General features: G+C 60.7%; 19 protein-coding genes. 7 read left to right on the plus strand and 12 right to left on the minus strand.

The genetic code is table 11. The features are described from left to right. Positions 1-6: 6 nt before the first annotated feature. The 3 genes from GDN47_RS01905 to GDN47_RS01915 form a co-directional block, all read right to left on the minus strand. Positions 7-513, minus strand: coding sequence for a MarR family winged helix-turn-helix transcriptional regulator (locus GDN47_RS01905; protein WP_113231756.1), 507 nt, complete (start codon positions 511-513; stop codon positions 7-9). Between the two features lie 27 nt (positions 514-540). Further along, complete coding sequence (locus tag GDN47_RS01910; protein ID WP_145632091.1) at positions 541-2,130, minus strand: phytoene desaturase family protein; 1,590 nt, start codon at positions 2,128-2,130, stop codon at positions 541-543. A 71-nt stretch (positions 2,131-2,201) separates the two neighbouring features. Beyond that, positions 2,202-2,984, minus strand: coding sequence for a cyclase family protein (locus tag GDN47_RS01915; protein WP_113330294.1), 783 nt, complete (start codon positions 2,982-2,984; stop codon positions 2,202-2,204). Positions 2,985-3,377: 393 nt separating this feature from the next. On the opposite strand from GDN47_RS01915, the gene GDN47_RS01920 reads away from it, so the two are divergent. Next, positions 3,378-4,949, plus strand: a complete 1,572-nt coding sequence (locus GDN47_RS01920) for a phytoene desaturase family protein (protein ID WP_113330293.1) — start codon at positions 3,378-3,380, stop codon at positions 4,947-4,949. Positions 4,950-5,046: 97 nt separating this feature from the next. Continuing rightward, the gene (locus GDN47_RS01925) at positions 5,047-5,562 is read left to right on the plus strand and encodes a MarR family winged helix-turn-helix transcriptional regulator (RefSeq protein ID WP_145632093.1); all 516 of its coding nucleotides are present in this window, start codon (positions 5,047-5,049) and stop codon (positions 5,560-5,562) included. Between the two features lie 9 nt (positions 5,563-5,571). Here the strand turns inward: GDN47_RS01925 and GDN47_RS01930 are convergent, their stop codons facing one another. From GDN47_RS01930 to GDN47_RS01960, 7 genes are all read right to left on the minus strand, one after another. Then, positions 5,572-6,246: an amino acid ABC transporter permease gene (locus tag GDN47_RS01930; RefSeq protein ID WP_113330292.1), complete on the minus strand. Its 675-nt coding sequence runs from the start codon at positions 6,244-6,246 to the stop codon at positions 5,572-5,574. 93 nt (positions 6,247-6,339) lie between these two features. Next, entirely contained in the window at positions 6,340-7,137 is a 798-nt protein-coding gene (locus GDN47_RS01935; RefSeq protein ID WP_145632095.1) for an ABC transporter substrate-binding protein, read from the minus strand. An 81-nt stretch (positions 7,138-7,218) separates the two neighbouring features. After that, positions 7,219-8,424, minus strand: coding sequence for a pyridoxal phosphate-dependent aminotransferase (locus GDN47_RS01940; RefSeq protein WP_233788677.1), 1,206 nt, complete (start codon positions 8,422-8,424; stop codon positions 7,219-7,221). Between the two features lie 188 nt (positions 8,425-8,612). After that, positions 8,613-9,395, minus strand: coding sequence for an HpcH/HpaI aldolase family protein (locus tag GDN47_RS01945; RefSeq protein WP_152092842.1), 783 nt, complete (start codon positions 9,393-9,395; stop codon positions 8,613-8,615). 168 nt (positions 9,396-9,563) lie between these two features. Further along, positions 9,564-10,844 carry a cysteine desulfurase-like protein gene (locus GDN47_RS01950; protein WP_145632097.1) on the minus strand — a complete coding sequence of 427 codons (1,281 nt, stop codon included), beginning with the start codon at positions 10,842-10,844 and terminating at the stop codon, positions 9,564-9,566. A 101-nt stretch (positions 10,845-10,945) separates the two neighbouring features. After that, the gene (locus tag GDN47_RS01955) at positions 10,946-11,662 is read right to left on the minus strand and encodes a GntR family transcriptional regulator (protein WP_145632100.1); all 717 of its coding nucleotides are present in this window, start codon (positions 11,660-11,662) and stop codon (positions 10,946-10,948) included. An 81-nt stretch (positions 11,663-11,743) separates the two neighbouring features. Then, positions 11,744-12,691 (minus strand): DMT family transporter, encoded by a 948-nt coding sequence (locus tag GDN47_RS01960; RefSeq protein ID WP_145632102.1) that lies wholly within the window; start codon positions 12,689-12,691, stop codon positions 11,744-11,746. 137 nt (positions 12,692-12,828) lie between these two features. Here GDN47_RS01960 and GDN47_RS01965 point away from each other — a divergent pair, with 137 nt between their 5' ends. Continuing rightward, positions 12,829-13,590 carry an AraC family transcriptional regulator gene (locus GDN47_RS01965; RefSeq protein ID WP_152092580.1) on the plus strand — a complete coding sequence of 254 codons (762 nt, stop codon included), beginning with the start codon at positions 12,829-12,831 and terminating at the stop codon, positions 13,588-13,590. A 2-nt stretch (positions 13,591-13,592) separates the two neighbouring features. Here the strand turns inward: GDN47_RS01965 and GDN47_RS01970 are convergent, their stop codons facing one another. Next, entirely contained in the window at positions 13,593-14,477 is an 885-nt protein-coding gene (locus GDN47_RS01970) for a sigma-70 family RNA polymerase sigma factor (protein WP_152092581.1), read from the minus strand. A gap of 134 nt (positions 14,478-14,611) precedes the next feature. Between GDN47_RS01970 and GDN47_RS01975 the strand changes: the two genes are divergently transcribed. Next, positions 14,612-15,070 (plus strand): carboxymuconolactone decarboxylase family protein, encoded by a 459-nt coding sequence (locus GDN47_RS01975; protein WP_113330284.1) that lies wholly within the window; start codon positions 14,612-14,614, stop codon positions 15,068-15,070. Positions 15,071-15,125: 55 nt separating this feature from the next. On the opposite strand, the gene GDN47_RS01980 is transcribed toward GDN47_RS01975, so the two are convergent. Beyond that, positions 15,126-16,037: a LysR family transcriptional regulator gene (locus tag GDN47_RS01980; RefSeq protein WP_095435644.1), complete on the minus strand. Its 912-nt coding sequence runs from the start codon at positions 16,035-16,037 to the stop codon at positions 15,126-15,128. Between the two features lie 234 nt (positions 16,038-16,271). Here GDN47_RS01980 and GDN47_RS01985 point away from each other — a divergent pair, with 234 nt between their 5' ends. From GDN47_RS01985 to GDN47_RS01995, 3 genes are all read left to right on the plus strand, one after another. Further along, positions 16,272-17,084, plus strand: coding sequence for an alpha/beta hydrolase fold domain-containing protein (locus tag GDN47_RS01985; protein ID WP_069611753.1), 813 nt, complete (start codon positions 16,272-16,274; stop codon positions 17,082-17,084). A 170-nt stretch (positions 17,085-17,254) separates the two neighbouring features. Continuing rightward, positions 17,255-18,445: an efflux RND transporter periplasmic adaptor subunit gene (locus GDN47_RS01990; protein WP_113330283.1), complete on the plus strand. Its 1,191-nt coding sequence runs from the start codon at positions 17,255-17,257 to the stop codon at positions 18,443-18,445. A gap of 120 nt (positions 18,446-18,565) precedes the next feature. Next, complete coding sequence (locus tag GDN47_RS01995) at positions 18,566-21,763, plus strand: efflux RND transporter permease subunit (protein WP_113330282.1); 3,198 nt, start codon at positions 18,566-18,568, stop codon at positions 21,761-21,763. The last annotated feature ends 162 nt before the right edge of the window (positions 21,764-21,925 follow it).

The raw sequence follows: 21,925 nt of genomic DNA on the forward strand, positions 1-21,925 counted from the left end.
GGCCGCTCAGATCTCGTGCTTCCTGATATTGTGCAGCACCTTATGCAGGGTCGAGATGAAGGTGCGGTATTCTGCTTCATCGACGCCGTCGAACATCTGCAGGAAGAGGTCGTACATGGTCGGCCACACCTTTTCGAAGGCGGCGCGGCCCTCCTCGGTGATGGAGACATCGCGGATGCGCATGTCTTCGGCCCGCGGCTGGCGGCGGATGTAACCCTGCTGCTCCAGCGAATCCAGGGTGCGGCTCATCGTCGATTGCTCGGTCACGGCGAAGACGGAAAGCTCGTTGATGGTGACGCTGGACGAGACGCTGAGGACGGCGAGCGCCCGCATCTTGGCGGTCGTCATATCGTATTCGCGCAGCTCTTCCGAAAGATTGGCGTTCCAGCGCGCCATCAGCCTGTTCATGAGATAGGGCGCGAAGTGATTGAGGCCGATTTCGCCCATGGTCGGGCGCTTCGCGTTCTCATCCCGCTTGCGCCTCAAAATGGTGCCTGAAAACCGTTCCTCCATCGACGAAATTCCTCCTCCGGAAACGTGTTACTTCAGCGATGATGCGAGCAGGAAGCCGGAGCCCCCACCAAGGCCTGCACCGGGATGCGCCGAAGCGCCGATGTGGTAGAGGCCCGATATGTGGGTGCGGTGGTTAACAGATGACTTGAAAGGACGCCAGATGAAAAGCTGGTCGATGCCGCAATAGCCGCCGTAGGGATCGCCGCCGACAAGGTTCATGTTCATCGCCTCCAGATCGCCAGGAGAATAGGCGCGGCGCGCGAGTTTTATGCCGGAGAAGTTCTCGATATGGCTGGATAGAAGCGCCTCAATACGGTCGGCATAGCGCTCGCGCACCTCTTCCGTCCAGCGGCCGTCCCTTGGCGTTTCGATCTCGCCGGCGGCATCTCCTTTGATATGGCGCGGCGCTTCGGGAAGCTGCAGCCAGAGGATCGATTTTCCTTCTGGTGCGCGGCTGGGATCAAGCGCGACAGGCTGCCCGACGCAGACCGTCGGTTCGGCCGGCAGAAGCCCGCGCTCACATTCGTTGGCGGCGCGCGAGACGCCGTCGAGGCCGGGGGTGAGGTGCAGCAGTGCCACCTTGCCGAGTTCGGCATTGGCCTTCCAGCGCGGCGGCTCGGAAAGCGCATAGTGGATCTGCATATCGCCCTTGCCGTAGCGGTAACTGGCAACGCCTGATTTGACCTCCGGCGGCAGCGGATCCGGCCAATCCTTCATCAGCCGCTCGTAAAGCTGATTGGGTGTGACCGAGCAGATTACGCCGGCCTTTGCTCTCAAGGTTTCGCCGTTCGCAAGACGTATGCCATCGGCACTGCGATTGGCGTCCGGAATGATGGCCTCGACATCGGCACTCACGCGAATCTCGCCGCCATTGTCGGTGATCAACCGTTCGAAGGCCGTCAGCAGTTTTTCGGCGCCACCCTTGACGATCGGCGCGCCGCCCAATTCCAATGCGAAGCCGATCACCTTCAGCATTTCGGCGGAATAGGAGCTTTCGGGCCCAAGGCCGCAATGAAGCACCCACGGCGCCCAGAGCGCATGGATATCCTCGGACCTGTAGCTGGTTTCGAGATAGCCGCGTGCCGGCGTCAAAGCATCGCCAAACCAGGCAGCGAGCTTGCGCAGGCCACGGTTCCAGCCCTGCTTGCCGATGGTCTTGAGCATCGATCCCGACCACAATGCACCGCCGAGCAGCGAAAACAGGAATGGCGCATCTGCGGCCAGCGCATCCATTTCGCGCGCGAAGGTTTGCCCATCGCCGAGCGACAGTTCATCGAAGGTGGCGATATTGCGCCGCCGGTCCTTGGAAAAGATCACATGCGAACCGCCAGGTCTCAGCACGCCCGTGGGGAGGTCGGCATGGACGAATTCCAGGCCTCGTGCCTCGAGATCCTTGCCGATGGCGCCATAGGCCGGCGAAGTGAGGAAAAGCACCATGGTCGTTGCCATGACGTCGTGGATGAAGCCGGGCTCGGTGATCTCCTCGGTGCGCAGGCAGCCGCCGATGCGGTCGTTGCGCTCAAGGACAAGAACCTTGTGCCCCTTTTTGCCGAGCATGGCGGCTGCGACGAGCGCATTTATGCCGCTGCCGACGATGATGTAGTCATGATCGCCCATTGCTGCCGCCCCTCACTGGCAAGATGAACAGAAAGGAGGAGCCTGCCCCAGGCTCCTGCCTCTCCAGCCTATCATGCAATCAATGCCAGTGCGCGAACCGGCGAGCCGGTGCCCTTGACGAACTTCAACGGCGCAGCGATGAGAACAGCGCCCTTGGCCGGAAGCTGGTCGAGGTTCGAGAGGCTGGCGAGGCCATAGCGATTGGCCTTGTGCATGAGGTTGTGCGCCGGGAAAGGCGGGTTCATGCCGCCGGCGGAACCGGCATCGGTGCCGATGGTCTCCTGGCCCCAACCGATAATGCCCTTGGTGAGCAGATATTCGATCGCTTCGGCCGTCGGGCCGGGGGAATGCGGGCCGTTTTCATCGGCATTCAGGAAGGTCTCGGTCGAGCCGTTACGCTTGTACCAGTCGGTACGCAGCAGTACCCAGCTGCCGGCTTCGATCGCGCCGTTCTGGGCTTCCCATTCCTTGATGCTGTCGACCGTCAGCAAATAATCGGGGTTGGCGGCGGCTTCCTTGGAGCGGTCGATGACGTTGACCGGCGCCACAAAATTCTGCGGCGGAATGGTGTCCGTCGTGTTGTTCGGATGGTCCTTGCCGGTGATCCAGTGACAGGGCGCGTCGAAATGCGTGCCGGTATGCTCGCCGAGCTCCAGCCAGTTCCAGGCCCAGAAGGGGCCGTCCTGATTGTATTCCGAGATCGTATGGACCTTGACGTTCGGCGTGTTCTTGCCGAACTGTGGCGGCAGGTAGAGCACCGGAGTATCCGGACCGAGCGGCGCGGTGAGATCGACGACCTTGACGGAGCCCGAAAGAAGGGCCGAGGCGAGGCTGGCGAGTGTGGTGGCTGTCATATTTTGCGTTCCCCTTGTTGTTGCATGATCCATGCAAAGAGCCTTTTTGTGGGTCTTTTGTTCAGGATCAGGCATGAAGTTGGTATCGCCAGGCGTGGGGTGCCTTTCCTCCTGGCACCGGCTCCGCGCGGCGGCGGAATAAGGGGAGCCTATGTCACAATATATGATATTGCAAGCATTCCGCTGGGGTTCGCGGAGCCAATTTTGGCCTGAGATCAGCGGCCGTCATGAGTTTGTAAACTGCTGAAGTAAAACGGAATTCTTCTAGGTAATTCGGCAAAACACCATCATTGGTTGCTTTTGCCTCTTGTGACTCGCGCCAACAGATACTTGAAGCTTAAAACTCAAAATGTATGCATGTGATAATAATAATCACAAACCAAAAAGGGGCAGATGATGAGCTACGATGCGATCATAGTCGGGGCCGGCCACAATGGCCTGGCGGCGGCGGTGCATTTGGCCGCCAAGGGCTGGAAGGTTGCCGTCATCGAGGGAAATGCAGAGCCTGGCGGTGCCGTCAAGACTCGTGAGGTGACGCTGCCCGGCTTCCGGCATGATCTTTGTGCCATGAATCTCTCCATGTTTGCCGGCTCGGCCTTCTTTGCGCAATATAAGAACGAGCTTTCGGCCGAAGGGCTGGACTTCATACCTGCAGCGGATTGTTTCGCTAGCGTGTTTCGCGACAACACCTATCTCGGCGTCAGCACCGATCTGGAAAAGACCGCTGGCGCCATCGCCGATATCTCACCGCAGGATGCTGCAGCCTGGCGCAATATGCTCTCTACGTTCGGTGCGGATGCCCCGCATATTTTCGGCCTGCTCGGCTCGCCCATGCCATCCCTGGCCGCCGCCAGGGTTGTCTGGAAGGCTTGGCGCGAAAAGGGAATGGGCTGGATTTATGACACCGCGCGTATGCTCTTTGCCTCGCCGCGCGATTTTCTCGATGCCCGTTTCCAGAATACCAAGCTCAAGACGATGATGGCCGCCTGGGGGCTGCATCTCGACTTTGCGCCCGATGTCGCCGGCGGTGCGCTGTTTCCCTATCTCGAATCCATGGCCAATCAGGCCTTCGGCATGGTGATCGGCAAGGGCGGAGCCGATACGATCATCAAGGCAATGGCGGCCGTGCTGACGAGCAAGGGCGGTGAGCTGATGCTGGGTACGCGCGTCGACAAGATCGTCACGTCGGGCGGCAGGGCAACCGGTGTTGTTCTCGCCGACGGGCGCCGGTACGAGGCGAAGCGGGCCGTTATCGCCAATGTCCATCCGCAGATCCTGTTCGGTAAGCTTCTGGACCAGGACCCGTCACGCCGGGAGTTCGACGGCAAGGTGTCCCGCTTCCGGGCCGGACCCGGCACGATGATGATCCATCTGGCGCTGTCTGGCCTTCCGCATTGGACGGCAGGCCAGGCGCTGCAGAATTTCGCCTATGTGCATATCGCGCCGGATCTCGAAATGATGTCGCGCGTCTATGCCGAGGCGATGGGCGGGCTTCTGCCGGCGGAGCCTGCGCTCGTGATCGGGCAGCCGACGGCCATCGACCCGTCGCGCGCGCCGGCCGGACAGCATGTGCTCTGGATACAGGTGCGTGTCCTGCCGGCGGAATTCCGCGGCGATGCCGCCGGCGAGATCACCGGCACAAGCTGGGACGAGATCAAGGATGCCTATGCCGAGCGTGTCCTCGATATCATCGAGCGCTATGCCCCAGGCTTGCATGGCAAGATACTTGGCCGTTCAGTCTTTTCGCCCGTCGATCTCGAACGCGAGAACCCGAACCTCGTCGGCGGCGACAATCTCTCGGGCAGTCATCATCTCGACCAGAATTTCCTGTTCCGCCCCGTTGCCGGCTATTCGCGATACAGGACGCCCGTGGCATCGCTTTACATGTGCGGGGCTTCGACATGGCCGGGCGCCGGAACCGGCGCCGGCTCCGGCTTCATGCTGGGGAAAATGCTGGCAAAGTGACAGTTATGCGACTTGACGGCCAAACCTTTGACATTTCAAATATCGTCCCCTAGATCGCTTAGATTGATGATGCGGAATGATAGGCCGAGGCGACGTCATGACAGAGTCCGAGAGTGCAACCGTTGACCTGGAGATCATTGTTCAGGGAGCGCAGGAAGGCAAAAAACTGGAGCTGCGGCTCTGGCTGCGCATGCTTTCGACGACGAAGCTGATCTCGCAGGAAATTCGTCGCCGGCTGCGCAACGAGTTCGGCGCGACCTTGCCGCAATTCGACCTGATGGCGCAGCTTTATCGCGAGCGGGAGGGTCTGCGGCTCGGGGAGCTTTCGAAGCGCACCATGGTCACCAACGGCAATGTCACCGGACTGGTCGAACGGCTGGAAGCGGATGGCCTCGTGCAGCGCGTGACGCCCGATGGCGACCGGCGCGTGACGGTCGCCAAGCTCACGGCGAAGGGCGAGACCCAATTCAGCGCCATGGCTGCCGCTCATGAAGGCTGGCTGCGCGACATGATGGCAGATGTGGAGCCCGCAATCGTTAGCGAGCTGTGGCAGGATATCGGTGCGGTGAAATCATCCGTCAGCAATCATCTTTCAGGTGTCGATTTCGATTGATGCTGGCCCTTATCTGGCACGTTCGCTCTTGAACTTCTTTTCAAGCACGCTGACGAGGCGGACCATCGGCCAGAGCAGGATGATGTAGATCAGCGCGGCCATGATCAGCGGCGATGGGTTGGCGTAGAAGCCTTGGGCGTTCTGCCCTTCTTTCAGCAGTTCCGGCAAAGCCACGGTCGAAGCAAGCGACGTATCCTTGAACATCGATACGCAATTGCTCGTCGTCGGTGGGATGACGATGCGGACCGCTTGCGGCAGCACGACCTTGTAGAGCGTGATCAGGAAGGGAATGCCGAGAGCGGCGGCCGCCTCGAACTGGCCGCGCGGCACGCTTTCGATTCCTGAGCGGAAGACTTCGGCCGAGTAGGCGGCCAGCACGATCGAGAAGCCGAGGATCGCCGACCACCATGCGGAAAAGCTGATGCCGACGAAGGGTAGCGCGTAATAGATCAGGATCAGCACGACCAGCATCGGCATGGCGCGCATGATGTCGATATAGGCGATCATCAGGAGCTGCAGCGGCTTGGGGGCATAGAGGCGCACCAGGCTGACGACGAGGCCGCCGGTGACGCCGATCAGGATGCTGACCACGCCGAGGGCGATGGTCATCCAAAGCCCGCGTAGCAGCTGCGGGAAGGCCGAGATCATGACGTCGGAATTGAAGAAGGTATCGACGAAAGACATTGGCACTCCCGCGTGCGAAACGAAGACGAGGTTTCCTGCATCCACGCCGGTCGTCGCGACCGGCGCAGTCTCATTTCAATAATGATCTTTTGATCACGCTTTGGGGATCGGCAGTTCGGTCACGGTGGAGGAGCCCGCAGGCGCTTTGCTGCCGAACCACTTCTCGTGGATCTTATCCAGCGTGCCGTCCTTCTTCATCGCGGTGATCGCATCGTTGATCTTGGCGACGAGTGGCGAATCCTTGGTCATCATCAGGCCGTATTGTTCGCCGGTCTTGATGCGATCCTTGATGGCGAAGCCCTTGGTCTTGACGAAGAGATACTGCATGCCCGGGATGTCGCTGACGACGGCGTCGATGCGGCCTGCGCCGAGATCAAGGAACATGTCCTGCTGCGAGTTGTAGCCCTTGACGTCGGCAAAACCCTGCGCGGCCTTGTTGTCGTTGGCCCATTTTTCACCCGTGGAACCCGAAAGTACGCCGATAGTTTTGCCCTTGAGATCGGCAAGCGCCTTGATCGCGCTGCCATCCTTGGCGGCGACGCCCATATCGGAGTCGTAATAGGGCTGGGTGAAGGACTGCGACTTCAGGCGTTCCGGCGTAATCGTGATGGACGAGATCGCCACGTCGATGCGCTTGGAACTGGTTGCCGCAAACAGGGCCTGAAAGCCGTAGTCGGCGATATTAGTGGTCATGCCGGCGCGCTTGGCCGCTTCGTTGACGATGTCGACCTCGAAGCCTTCGAAGCTGCCATTCGCGGTCTTGTATTCGAAGGGCGGGTTGTTGGGATAGGAGCCGACGTTCAGCACATCGGCGGCATAGGCGAAGTGGCTTCCGCCGGCCAGGCCGACGGCGGTCGCGAGGACCAGCAGACTGCGACGAGTAATGGGCATTTTCTTGGTCTCCCTCTGGTTATGGCTGCGGGCTTTTCCTCTCACCCGCGGGGTATTCCGTCCGCCCGACCGGCGGCCGTATCATGTCATGGCGTTGACCATGCGATCGAGCGCGATGCGCATCTGTTCGGTGTCGCGGAATGTGCACATGCGCAGGAACGCGCGTGATGCCTCGCCAAAGTGATATCCAGGCGCCAGGCCGACGCGGGCCGTTTCAAGAATGCGCTCGCACAGCGCCGTTGCGTCGGGCTCGCCCTGCAGTGCGAAGAAGGCATACATGCCGCCGCGCGGCTTTTCCGGCAGGATAATGCCGGGTATTTTCGGCAGCTTCTCATAGGCTAGATCGAGGCCCGTCTTGATGCGCCCGCGGATTTCTGAAACCAGCGGCTCGCCTTCACGAAGGGCGGCGGCGGCACCGGCCTGAACCATGGCCGAGGTGCCGCTGTTGATATACTGCGTCATGGCGCCAAGCTGGTCGGCAACGGCAGATGGGTGTGTCAGCCAGCCGACGCGCCAGCCGGTCATCGCCCAGGCTTTCGAGAAGCTGTTGATCGCGATGACGCGATCGCCATCCTCGGCCACTTGCAGGATCGAAGGGGCAATGTCGCCATCGAAATAGAGGCGGGCATAGACCTCATCGGAAATGATCCAGATGCCGGTGCGGCGGCTGAAATCCAGCAGTGCCTGCATTTCCTCGCGCGACGCTGTCCAGCCCGTGGGGTTGGAGGGCGTCGACAGGAAGATGGCGCGGGTGCGGGCATCGCAACGGGCAAAAAGCTTGTCGAGATCGAGGCGCCAATCGGTATCGAAATCGAGTGACACAGCGCGGGGCTCGCCGCCGATCAGATGGATGGCGTTATGGATGTTCGGCCATTGCGGCGCGACATAGACGACATTGGTGCCGACATCGACGAGCAGTTCAAGCGCCATGTAGAGCGCCTGCATGCCGCCGGGGGCGACCGTCGTGCGTTCGATCGGGATGGGGCGGCCGTGCCAATGCGTCTGATAGTCGGATAAGGCTTCGTTCAGCGTCGCCAACCCGCGCATATTCGGAACGTAGAAAGTTGCGCCGTCGTCGAGCGCTTTCTTCGCAGCATCGCGGATGAACTCCGGCGTCACGATATCGCCTTCGCCGAACCAGAGCGGAATGACGCCGCCGAGTTCGCGGGCGCGCTTGGCGAGCACGGCGATATTGTCGGTGCGCATGTCGCGGATCTGGGCGCGAATGCCTTCAAGAGCATCGCGGCCCGTCATCGCGTTCGGCAGGTTATGCTGCGGTAGAGACAAGAAATTTCCCCTGGGAATTCTGTATTGGAGGGTTCAAACGGCTGCGGCAGCTTTCACTTGAGCAACCCCTCAATTTCGAATGGTTATCCAAAAGCCGTCGTATTTCAAGGACAAATTTTAAGCTTAAAAAGTCTGGCATCTTGCTCGATTTTCTATTGCCCCTCGAAGTGGTAACACTCTGAAAGAGATCATCTTTCTTTCGTCTCCTTCATATGCTTGACCTGTTTCGCGGCATCGACAGCGGCGGCCAGACTGGCGCCGAGAAACATCGTGTCGCTCGCGAGAATGAAGAAGCTGATACCGGCTTCGAACCATGCGCCGATATCATCGGGCGAGGGGCGGAAGATGCCGACTGCGCGGCCGGCGGCCAAAGTGGTTTCGGTGATGGTTCTGATCGCCGCATCGAGCCTGTCCTTGCCGGTTGGTCCCATGGCGTCGATCGAAACGGAGAGATCGCCGGGGCCGATGAAGATGAGGTCGACGCCGTCAACGGCGACGATCTCGGCTATATTGGCAAGCCCCTCGGCCGTCTCGACCTGGATCGCAAGCAGCAGTTCTTCATTGGCTTTCGCGAGATAGTCCGGAATGCGGTAGCCATAGGCGGCTGCACGACCCGGGCCGACGCCACGGGCACCGAGCGGGGGATAGCGGGTGGCCTTGACGGCGGCGCGCGCCTGTTCCGCCGTTGAAACGCGCGGCACGAGAACGCCTGCAGCGCCGGCATCCAGGACGGTTGCGATATCCTCAGCCGTATGGCCGGGCACGCGGACCATGGCGGGAACGCGATGGACATCGGCGGCGCGGATCAGATCCTCGATGCGTTCGCGGCTGATCTGCGAATGCTCCCAGTCGATGCAGAGGAAATCGATGCCGGAGGCTGCCGTGACTTCGATGGCGACCGGATGCGGAATAGCCGCAAACGTACCAATCAGCAGCTTCTGCTCGATACAGTTCCGGCGGAAATCGCTCATCGTCATCCTCATTTTAGCGGTCTCCCGACGAGGGATAGACCGAAAGATACAACTGCGAAACGGCAATCTGTTCTGCGTTCAGAACAGCTTTTCGTGCCATCAAGCAGCGGCACGGAAGCATTGCGGTGGCGGAGTTGTTCGGGCGCCGCCACCGCTCTGAGGCACGGCTTACTTGCGACGCGCCATGATCTCGGTCAGGACCGCGTCGAACCGCGCGATCTCTTCGACCTTGTTATAATGCACCAGCGACACGCGGATGGCACCCGTTTCCATGGACAAGCCAAGGCGCTTCATCAGGCGTGGTGCGAACATGTGGCCGTCACGCAGGCCGATGCGCTGCTTGCCCATCTCGTCTGCGAATTCCTGCGGCGTGATGCCCGGCATGTTGAAGCAGATCGTGGGAACGCGTTGCTCCAGGCGGTTCTCGTCGGAGATGCCGTAGATGGTGGCACCGTGGCGCTTCAACACGGCAATCATCTCGCGCGACAGCATCTGTTCGTATTGGCGGATTGCGCCCATGGCGGCGGCGAGCGCCTCGCGACGGCTGTGGTTGCCATCAGGCAGGAACCGACGGCCGAGCGCTTCGAGATATTTGACCGCCGCGTTCATGCCAGCGACGTTCTCATAGGTGAAGGTGCCGACCTCGATCTTATAGGGCGGGACGTCCGGAATGAAGTCTTCCTTGAATGTGGGAAGCTTGACCAGCGCGTCGTAGCGGCCCCAGAGGAAGCCCATATGCGGCGAGAAATTCTTGTAGCCGGAGCAGACGAGATAGTCGCAACCCCAGGCCTGCACGTCGATCAGGCCATGCGGGCCGTAATGGACGCAATCGAGGAAGGTTTCGGCGCCGGCTGCCTGTGCCAGTTTGCAGACGGCTGCGACATCGACGATCGTGCCGATGGAATGCGCGGTGACGGTACAGGCGACGAGGCGGGTCTTGTCGTTCAGCAGCGGCTTCAGATCTTCCACATGCAGTGTGCCGTCCTCGCGCATGCGCCACCAGACGATCTTGGCGCCATCGGCCTCCAGCGCCATCCAGGTTGCGATGTTGGCATCGTGATCCATGTCGGTGACGACGATCTCGTTGCGTTCGCCGAGCAGCTTGGCAATGCCGAGGCTGACAAGACGGATGAAGGAGGTGGCGTTCTGGCCGAAGGAGATTTCTTCCGGGCGATAGGCATTGACCAGCATGGCGACGCTTTCGCGGGCTTCTTCCAGATTGCGGTCGACACCCTGGCTGTGCTGGTATTTCGCCATGCGCTGGACGTTGAAATCGATGAGGTGATTGGCAACAGCATCGACGACAGACTGCGGCACCTGCGCGCCGCCCGCATTATCGAGAAAGACGAAATCGCCCGCCTTCCGGATGGCGGGGAACATGGCACGAACCTCGTCGACCGGGAAGCTGTTGTGAGCGGCGAATTGCGATGCGGAAGCGGCGGAGCTCATGGGATCTCGCTCTGGATGTTGGGATTGGAACCTCAATTTTGATCATTTGATCACAAAATACTTTAAGGTTCAACCAAATTTCTGATTCTCTTCTAGCAAGCTTAGCGGCGGCCGGAGCCTTTGCGCGGCTCGTCCTGCGTGGTCGGGCAATAATCCTGCAGGATTTCGTGGGTGCGTCTAATATCGGCGACGACGCCGTCGCGAGCTGCGGCGAAGTCTCCCGCCTTCAACGCCTTGACGATGGCAACATGCTCGCCGGCAGGGTCAAGCTCGCCGCTGCGCATCAAAGGTTCGACGGAGGCTGAGAGCATGCGCATATAGGGGCCGAAACGCAGCCATAAGGTCTCGATCAGCTGCAGCAGTACCTCGGAGCCAGAGGCGCGGTAGATGGTGAAGTGGAACTGCTGGTTCTTGGCCATCAGGTCGTAGATGTTGGCGCCGAGGCCGATCACATGCTGCTCGCCGGCGATGCGTTCCAGTGCGGCGATATCTGTAGGGGTCAGGTTCGGGATGCCGAGCTCGGCGGCGAGCCCTTCCACGGCGATGCGGGCGCGGCAGAGATCGTCCAGGCGGGCAAGCGTGACGATAGGGATGCGGGCCGAGCCATTGGCGGCAATCTCAAGCGCATTTTCGGCCGCCAGCCGGCGCAGGGCTTCGCGCACCGGCATATTGCTGGTGCCGAAGGTTTCGGCGAGCGAGGCGATGGTCAGCGTCTGGCCGGGATCGAAATTGCCTGCCATCAGCGCGTTTCGCAGCTGCTGATAGACGCTCTCCTGGATCGTCGTTCTGGAGGACACCGGTTCCAGGGCTATGCGCACGCTTGTTTCCTCTCCGTCTTTCGGGACTCGTTCATGGTAGAACGAAGGGTGGGCGGAAGGAAAGGGTTCTCTGAGCGGCGGTCAGGCTTCCTCGGTCTCCCAGCCTTCGTCATCGGCCGGGCCATTCTTCGTCCGAGGCTTGTGTAAGCCGAGCCCAACGCCGATGAGGGCGAGTGCCCCGCCGATAGCGTGATAGGAATACAGTTGTTCTCCAAGCAGCGCCCAGGCCAGCACTGCAACGACGATTGGCAGGAGATTGATCAGCAGCGACGTCCGGCCTGCTCCGAGCCTCTGAATGCCGATCATCCAGCAGAGGGGCGCGAGGAGAGAGGTCGGGATCGCGGCATAGAGGATCAGCGGCAGGTTGGCCGTGGTGATCGGCGAGATATCGCCCATCAGGAAGATCGGGATCAGCAACAGGGTTGAAAAGCCGATCTGCCAGAAAAGCTGCTGCCACATCGGAAACGGCATCGCCCACCGTCTCAGCATCACGCCATAAAGCGCATTCGAAAGGACGGCAACGATCATCAGGCCATCGCCGATATGGAATCCGCCATTCGCAAGACGCATCGGATCGCCCTGCGATGTCAAATAGACGAGTCCGATCAATGAAATGCTGCCGCCCATAAGGCTTGTCGCAGTCAGTTTTTCAGCGGCCAGCAGGCTTGCGAAAAACGTCGACAGCAACGGCATCAGAGCAACAATGACGCCCATGTTGACGGCGGAAGTCGTCTTAGCTGCCTCATAGGCAAGGCTCTGGTAGATCACCATGCCGAGTGCGCCGAGAACGGCAAGCTTTAGCCAGTACTCGCGTATCAGCGCGCGGTTGCGCCATGCCGCCCGGCCGACGAAGGGCAGGAGGACGATGAATGCGAGCAGCCAGCGGTAGAAAGAGATGGAACCTGGAGATATCACGCCGGCGGATGCCTTGGTGACAACGGTATTGCCGGACCAGATGAGCACCGTCAGCAGGGGCGCGAGCCCGGCGGTGCTTATTATGGATGCGGAAGCATTCTGCTCGGTGCTCATATGAATAGTCTCTGCGTCTTCTGGCTTCTGGCGAAACAAAGGAAGGCGGATAGGGCTCGCCGTCCCGAAGGTCTTGTACCGCTTGTCCGAATTCCGGTATATAACGAGATTAAGACAAGTGGTAGTGAAATGAGGACATGTCCAGCAGGCCTCCACGCATCGAGGGCGATCCGCCGAACCCGGTTTCCTTCCGAACCGAGAACTATCGGGCGGGTACGGTCTTTCCAAAAAAGAGCCAGCCCTGGGGCGAGCTCAATTATGCGCTTATCGGCGTCTGCGACTTCGATATTCAAGGCAGACGCTATTTGTCGCCGCCACATTATGCCATCTGGCTGCCGCCGGATACGATGCACGGTGCTTATAACCAGCACGATCTGCGCTATGTGACCGTCTATATCGAACGCGCCCTTTGCGCCGACCTGCCGGACAAACCTTCCACGCTCAGCATCAGCTCGCTGTTGAAGGCGACTCTGGCGGATTTCGCGGCCCGCGAGGTCACCATACCGGAAACGGCCGAAGATCTCAGGCTTGCACAGGTTCTGGTCGATCAGATTCGCCTGGCGCCGCGCTGCGAGAGCTATCTGCCGCTTTCCGACGATCCGCTGCTCGGTCCAGTCCTGAGCGCATTGCAGGCCGATCCCGGCGACCGGCATTCCCTGACGGAATGGGCGCGCCGGATGGGGACGACCGAGCGTACGCTGTCGCGCCGGTGCCAGGTGGATCTAGGCCTTTCCTTCAACGAGTGGCGGCAGCGATTGAAGCTCGTTGCCGCGCTGTCGATGATCGAGGCCGGTGAGCCCGTGTATCGGATTGCAGCGCAGTTGGGTTACGGCAATGCGTCGGCCTTCATCGCCATGTTTCGCAGACTGACTGGCACAAGCCCGACACAGATGCGCTAATTTCAGGTTTCAATCAAAACGATCTCCAGCTTGCGCAGTTCTTCCGGATCGGCCATCGCGTCGATGACGGTAATCATGCCATCTGCATTGAAGGTGCAACGAAGAGCGATGCGCAGCTGTCCGTCGATGACAACGATGGCACCCACCGCGCCGTTGATGACCGCCAGCCGCGCTCCCCGCGCACGGCCCTGGAAGGTCTTGGCGACATCCACGCGCCCGCGGATTTCGCCGGCCGCCCCCGTGCGGGCGGCAACCACATCCGGCCTGAAGATGGCTTGGGGATCGAGGACGGCGAGCAGCACCTGCAGGTCGCCGTCACGCGAGGCTGTGAAGAAGGCATCGACGACGTGGCGCTGGCGGGTAAGGTCAGCCTCCGTTGTTGATGGCGTATTCTGCACACGGCGGCGGGCGCGGCTCGCAAGCTGGCGTGTCGCGACCGTCGTGCGCCCCAGAATCGGGGCAATGTCATCGAAAGGGACGTCGAACATATCGTGCAGGACGAAGGCGAGCCGCTCGGCCGGGTTCAGTTTTTCCAAGACGACCAGAAGAGCGAGGCCGACGGAGTCTGCCAGCAAGGCATCCTGTTCCGGGTCGATGCCGTTTCCTGCCTCAGGCGCCACCATCGGCTCGGGAGCATGGATCGTCAGCTGCTCCTCGCGGCGGGATTTGCGAGCTCGCAGCAGATCGAGGCAGATACGCGCCGTGACTGTTGTCAGCCAGCCGCTCAGATTTTCGACGTCAGACCTATCGCTCCTCATCAGGCGCAGCCATGCTTCCTGCACTGCATCTTCGGCCTCCGTGCGCGAGCCGAGCATGCGGTAAGCGACGGCGCGCAGATGCGGCCGGTTCGCTTCGAATTTTTCGGCCTGCCACTTTTTTTCGTCCATCGGTCACATCTCCTCATTCTGCTCCGTCAAACCCATGACGAACGAAATCCCGCCGGTGTGACATCGGATCGGCGGGAAAATGCATCGTCGGAAGATGAGCCGCAACAGGGCTCTCACAATCAGAGGAAAGAATTATGCAAGCTCGTATGAAGAACCCAGTCCTCGTTCTGCCCGAAACCTTGCAGGCGCTCTTGGCCGTCAGCAATTCGATTAAAGATCGCGGCTTGTCGGAAAACATCATGGATCTCGTGCATCTGCGGGTCAGCCAGATCAATGGCTGCAGCGTCTGCACCGACATGGGCTTTCGCAAGCTGCAGAAAGATGGCGAGACCATGGAGCGCATCGTCGGTGTCTCCGCGTGGCGCGAAATGCCTTATTTTTCCGATGCCGAACGCGCGGCTCTGGCGCTCGGAGAAGCGGTCACCCGACTTGCCGACCGGCCGGATGCCGTCACCGATGAAATCTGGAACGAGGCCGCAAGACACTACGACGAAAAGGCGCTCTCTGCCCTCATCGTCGCGATTGCGATCGACAACGTCTGGAATCGCTTGAACTCAACGGTCCGCCAGCAGGCTGGTGCTTCCTGGAACTGATTGTTCGCAATCGGCGCCACCTTCTTCCGAAAGAGTGAAGAAGGTGGTCTGCCTCTCAAGCTTCGCCGACCCGCGAGGTTGCCAGCAATTTCGCCAGCCAGTCGACGAAAACGCGCACCTTGTTGCTCAGATGCCGGTTGGGCGGATAAACGATGTGCATGGGCAATGTCGGCCGAGTCCAGCCGGAGAGGACCGGCACGAGGTCGCCCTTGGCAAGGGCGTCCCGCGCCATGAAGCTTGGAACCTGCGCGATGCCGAGACCGGTCATGGCTGCTTGCAAATAGCTGCGGCTGTCATTGACCGAGAGGATGTAGCGCGGAGTGATTTCCAACGACTCGTTGCCGCGCTCGAAGAGGAAAGGAATCGTGCGGCCGGTTTGCGCACGGAAATAGCTGACCGCGTAGTGACTGGTTTCCAACTCCTCCGGCCGTTCCGGGATGCCGTGCTTCTCGATGTAAAGCGGAGCGGCGCAGGTGACGAGATGGATCTCGCCGACACGACGGGCGATCAGCGACTGGTCGCTCGGCATGCCGGCTCGCAATGCGCAATCGACATTCTCGGCCAGATAGTCGACCAATCGGTCGCCGACGCCGAGGTCTATATGAATATCCGGATATCGCTGGTGGAAATCGCAAAGCGCCGGCATGACGATCTTTTCGGCGAAGGCGCCGGCCATTTCCACGCGCAGGCGGCCGCTTGGCAGGCTCTGCGAATTGCTGATGCTGCCGTCCAGTTCCTCAATCTCGGAGAGGATCTGAATCGCCCGCTCGTAATAGAGTGCGCCATCCGTCGTCACCATGACGCGTCGGGTCGTACGGTTGAGGAGTTTCGCGTGCAAATGCGCCTCCAGCGACTGGATGAGCGTCGTCACCGTCGCTTTCGGCATGGAGAGGGCGGCTGCGGCGCGGGTAAAATTGCCCGTCTCCACCACACGCGCGAATGCCCGCATTGCTGATAACTGGTCCATTCCATGATGTCCCTCGACCCGATGAAAAAGAGGTCGATTGTTTGTAATGGTGAATAGTCTGATCGAATATAGGCTACTTATTCTCGAAGCGGAATAACAATATGTTGTTTCGTAAGTTGTTGCAATGCGGCATGGGGGCGCCAAAGACCGCATTTCGAGAATATGGTCGCAAAGCGTGGTAAACCGCTTTTTGGATTGGAACATATTCGCTCGAGCAGACAGGGATTTGGGTCGATGAGTGCGCCGTGGAAAGATGTTGTGCTGGAAAACGTGCCAACGGGGCCGGTGGAAGCGCGGATCTACAACGGTGAAGGTTTGAAGAAGGCGGCACCCCTTGTGCTCTATCTGCACGGCGGCGCTTTTCTTGATACCTGTCACGCGACCAACAGGCCGGTGGCGGCAAGCCTCGCTGAGGCTGGGGCCATCGTGGTTGCGGCGGATTATACCAGCTGCAATCAGAATGCTTTTCCGAAGGTGCTGGAATGCGCCTACGGGCTTCTCGCCTACCTCAGCAACAAGCGGAACATGCTTGCGCTGGGCGGAGCGAAAAAATCGCTGCTGTTTGTCGCCGGAGAGGAATCGGGTGGCAATGTTGCAGCGGGCGTCGCTTTAAAGGCGCGCGATCAAATACCGGGTTCGTTGGACGGACAGGTTTTGATATCGCCTTTGCTTGATCCCTTCATGGGGTCGAAATCTTTCCTCCAGGCGGAGGAAAGCGGCATGCGCGAGCGCTGGACGGAGGGTTGGAACCGTTACCTGGGTTTCCTGGGCGGTGTCTGTCACCCCTATGCAGCGCCTCGATACTGTTCGCGGCTTTCGGGCCTCGCGCCGGCATTGGTGCTCACGGCCGAGGACGACCCGCTCCGCGACGAGAGCATGGAATACGGCAGTCGGCTGAAAGCGGCTGGCGTCCGTGTTCGCCAGCAAGTCCTTCCCGCCGGGACAGGCTGGCCCACTCTCTATGGCGGGCAGTCGAAGGACAAGCCTTCATGGCAGCAGGATATCTGCTGTTGTTTCAAGGGTTTTGTCGAAGACGTGCAGGCTTGATCGACTAGGGTATGCGGTCCGCGAGGGATGAGCGCGGATTGGACTGATGTCGAAGGCATGAGACCGGAGCGATGGTCACGCGGATGCGCGGTGCTTCGGCCCCTGATTTTATTGAGACGATAGGAATTTGTGGTCCCGTGTCCCAAGCCGGGGCCAAAGGAGAGACTAACATGAAGTCCAACGGTAAGAGCTGGGCCCTGTGGGGCGCCGGCATGGGTGTTGCTGCGGCTGTTGCAGGCGCAGCCTTCTATCTGGAGCTGCCGCGCGGCGCTCAGGCAACCGAGGCGGCGAGCCAGGCGGCACCGCCGGCTATCCCCGTTACGGTTGCTGCCGTCGAGCCGCGCGACGTCACATCCTGGCAGGAATTCTCCGGCCGGCTCGAAGCCATTGACCGCGTCGAGATCCGGCCGCGCGTGGCTGGGGCGATCCAGTCCGTGCATTTCCGCGAGGGCGCCTTGGTCAAGCAGGGTGACCTGCTTGTCACGATCGATCCCGCACCTTATGAGGCGGCCGTCGCCCAGGCTCAGGCGCAGGTCGGCGCGGCGAAAGCCACTCTCAACCTGACGAAAGTCGAGGTCGACCGTGGCCAGAAGCTCTTCGACAACAAGACGATCTCGCAGAGCGATATGGACACGCGCGCCAGCAACTATGCTGCGGCGGAAGCCAATCTGAAGGCCGCGCAAGCAACCTTGCAGACAGCGCAGCTCAATCTCGACTACACGCAGGTCCGCGCCCCGATCGCTGGCCGCGTCGGCAAGATCGCCGTCACCGTCGGCAACCTCGTTGCAGCCGGCGCGTCCTCTTCAGTACTGACGACGCTCGTTTCGGTCGACCCGATCTATGCGAGCTTCAGTGCCAACGAACAGACCGTGACCCAGGCGCTGTCCGAACTGCCGGCTACCGGCGGCATCGTTCCGCCAGTCGAGCAGATCCCGGTTCAGATCGGTACGGCAAGCGACAACGGCACGCCGATCAAGGGCAAGTTGCAGTTGATCGACAACGAGGTCGATGCGGCGAGCGGCACCGTCAGCGTTCGAGCCGTCTTCGACAATCCGGGCGGCCGTCTCATCCCCGGCCAGTTCGTGCGGGTTCGCATGGGCCAACCGAAGGCCGAGAACAAGATCGTCATCGACGACCGTGCAGTTGGCACCGACCAGGATAAGAAGTTCGTCTTCGTCGTGGATGGCGAGAACAAGGTCAATTACCGGCAGGTCCAGCTCGGATCGGTGGTCGACGGTCAGCGAGTGATCGAGAACGGCCTGAAAGCCGGCGAAAAGATCGTCGTCAACGGGCTGCAGCGCATCCGTCCCGGTGCGGTCGTCGCGCCGCAGTTGGCAGAGAAGGTCGCGACCGCTCAGTAAGACTTCGCCTTCTGCCCGTGGGCAGAAGGCCGACATTCCAAAATCACATGATCCGCCGGCGGCTCTCAAATCGTCGGACGGGAATTTTGCATCCGTTCTTACCCCAGAGGGGGCTTTGATATGAACATCTCCAGATTCTTTGTCGACCGTCCGGTCTTTGCCGGTGTTCTTTCGGTCCTCATCGTGGTCGCCGGCCTGATCGGCCTCAGAGCGCTGCCGATCTCCGAATATCCAGAGGTCGTGCCCCCGTCGATTGTCGTGCGTGCCACCTATCCCGGTGCTAACCCGACCGTCATCGCCGAAACGGTGGCGACGCCGCTTGAAGAGCAGATCAACGGCGTCGAGGGCATGCTCTACATGTCCAGCCAAGCGACATCGGACGGCGTTCTTAATGTGACCGTCACCTTCAAGCTCGGCACCGATCCGGACAAGGCGCAGCAGCTCGTGCAGAATCGCGTTTCGCAGGCCGAGCCGCGCCTACCCACGGAAGTCCGTGCTCTCGGCATCACGACCGTCAAGAGCTCGCCCGACTTCATCATGGTCGTCAACCTCGTCTCGGACGGGGCCGACCACGACATCACCTATCTGCGAAATTATGCGACCCTGAACATCAAGGATCGGCTCGCCCGGATCGAGGGCGTCGGGCAGGTGCAGGTCTTCGGCGCCGGCGATTATTCCATGCGCGTGTGGATCGATCCGCAGAAGGCGGCCGAGCATAATCTTGCCGCCGGCGACATCAGCAATGCGATCAGCTCCCAGAACGTCCAGGCTGCGGCCGGCATCATCGGTGCCTCACCCAGCCGGCCGGGCGTGGATCTGCAGCTCAACGTCAATGCCCAGGGCCGCCTGCGCACGCCCGAGGAGTTCGGCAACATCATCGTCAAGACGGGCGCCAATGGCGAGATCACCCGCCTTCGCGACGTCGCTCGCGTCGAGCTGGGTGCGGAAGACTATACGCTGCGTTCGCTGCTCGACGGCAAGCCGGCGGTCGCCGTCGCGGTTCTCCAGGCGCCCGGTTCGAACGCGATCGAGATCGCGAACAACGTGCGCTCGACCATGGACGTGCTGCAGCAGGCCATGCCGGCGGGCGTCAAGTATGAGATCGTCTACGACACGACGAAATTCGTCCGCGCCTCGATCGAGAAGGTTATCGACACGCTGCTCGAAGCCATCGCGCTCGTTGTCCTGGTGGTCATTCTGTTCCTGCAGACATGGCGCGCCTCGATCATCCCGCTGATCGCCGTTCCGGTGTCGATCATCGGCACCTTTGCCGTGATGTATGTCTTCGGCTTCTCGATCAACGCGCTCAGCCTCTTCGGCCTGGTGCTGGCGATCGGTATCGTCGTGGACGACGCGATCGTGGTGGTGGAGAACGTCGAACGCAATATCGAGGCCGGGCTCAATCCGCGAGACGCCACCTACAAGGCCATGAAGGAAGTCTCCGGTCCGATCATCGCGATCGCGCTGGTCCTCGTCGCGGTTTTCGTGCCGCTCGCCTTCATCTCCGGCCTCTCCGGCCAGTTCTACCGCCAGTTCGCGCTGACGATCGCCATCTCGACCGTCATCTCGGCCTTCAACTCGCTCACCCTGTCTCCTGCGCTGGCATCCCTGCTCCTGAAGGGCCACCATGCGCCGAAGGATCGGTTGACGCGGATCATGGACGCGGTCTTCGGCTGGTTCTTCCGCGGCTTCAACCGGGCGTTCGGAGCCGGTTCGAAATATTACGGCAAGGGCGTCGGCCGCCTGGTGTCGCGCAAGAGCATCGTCATGGTGGTCTATCTCGCGCTGGTGGGCGCGACCTATAGCCTGTTTACAACGGTTCCAGGCGGTTTCGTGCCGTCGCAGGATAAGCAGTATCTGATCGGCTTTGCACAGTTGCCGGATGCCGCAAGCCTTGACCGTACGGAAAGCGTGATTAAGCGCATGACGGATATCGCGTTGAAGCAGCCTGGCGTTGCCAATGCGATCGCCTTCCCGGGTCTGTCGATCAACGGCTTCACCAATTCCTCGAATGCGGGCATCGTTTTCGTAACGCTGAAGGACTTCGACGAGCGCAAGACGCCGGACCTTTCGGGCGGGGCGATCGCCATGGCACTGAATCACAAGTTCGGCGCCATCCAGGATGCCTTCATCGCCATGTTCCCGCCGCCGCCGGTGAACGGCCTCGGTACGACAGGCGGCTTCAAGCTGCAGATCGAAGATCGCGCCGGCCTCGGCAACCAGGTGCTCGATCAGGCGGCCAAGGCAGTGATCGCCAAAGCCTACCAGACACCGGAACTCACCGGCATTTTCTCGAGCTTCCAGATCAACGTGCCGCAGCTCTTTGCTGATCTCGACCGCGCCAAGGCCGAGCAGCTCGGGGTCTCCGTCACCGACGTCTTCCAGGCACTGCAGATTTATCTCGGTTCGCTCTATGTGAACGACTTCAACGCCTTCGGCCGCACCTACAGCGTCCGTGTGCAGGCCGATGCCAAGTTCCGCGCACAGCCGGAAGATATCGGCCAGTTGAAGGTTCGTTCGGCATCGGGTCAGATGATTCCGCTTTCAGCCCTGCTGAAGGTGGATGCCACGACCGGTCCGGAACGCACGAACCGCTATAACGGCTTCCTGGCAGCCGACATCAATGGTGGTCCGGCGCCCGGTTTCTCGTCGGGCCAGGCACAGGCGGCGATCGAGAAGATCCTGCACGAGACGCTGCCGCCCGGCATCGACTTCGAATGGACTGATTTGACCTACCAGCAGATCCTGGCGGGCAATTCCAGCGTCGTCGTCTTCCCGCTGGCGCTGCTCCTGGTCTTCCTCGTATTGGCTGCCCAATATGAGAGCCTGACCTTGCCGCTCGCCATCATCATGATCGTGCCGATGGGCGTCTTGGCGGCGCTGACCGGCGTCTGGCTCACGGGTGGAGACAACAATATCTTCACCCAGATCGGCCTGGTGGTGCTGGTCGGCCTGTCGGCAAAGAACGCCATCCTGATCGTGGAATTCGCCCGCGAGCTGGAATTCGAGGGCCGCACGCCGGTCCAGGCCGCGATCGAAGCCAGTCGCCTGCGCCTGCGCCCGATCCTGATGACCTCCATGGCCTTCATCATGGGTGTCGTGCCGCTGGTCACCTCGACCGGTGCCGGTGCCGAAATGCGCGCTGCCATGGGTGTCGCGGTGTTTGCCGGCATGATCGGCGTGACCTTCTTCGGCATCTTCATGACGCCCGTGTTCTACGTGCTGACCCGTCGACTGACGGGCAACCGTCCGCTGAAGCAGCATCCGCACAATGACAACGAGCATTCGGCGGAGGTACTCCCGATCGCCGCCGAATAGGGGCCGTGCCGAACCGACCTCCAGTCCTCGACAGGCCAGGGGCGGGACCTTAAGGTCCCGCCTTTTCTTATCTACCGGCCTATTGCGAATTCAGTGCCGAAGAATTTTCGGTCGGGCCACCGATTTTCTTTGCATGCTGGCACCATAGGTTTATCAAGCTCT

It is taken from the genome of Martinezella dioscoreae, assembly GCF_009176305.1.
Lineage (GTDB): Bacteria > Pseudomonadota > Alphaproteobacteria > Rhizobiales > Rhizobiaceae > Rhizobium > Rhizobium dioscoreae.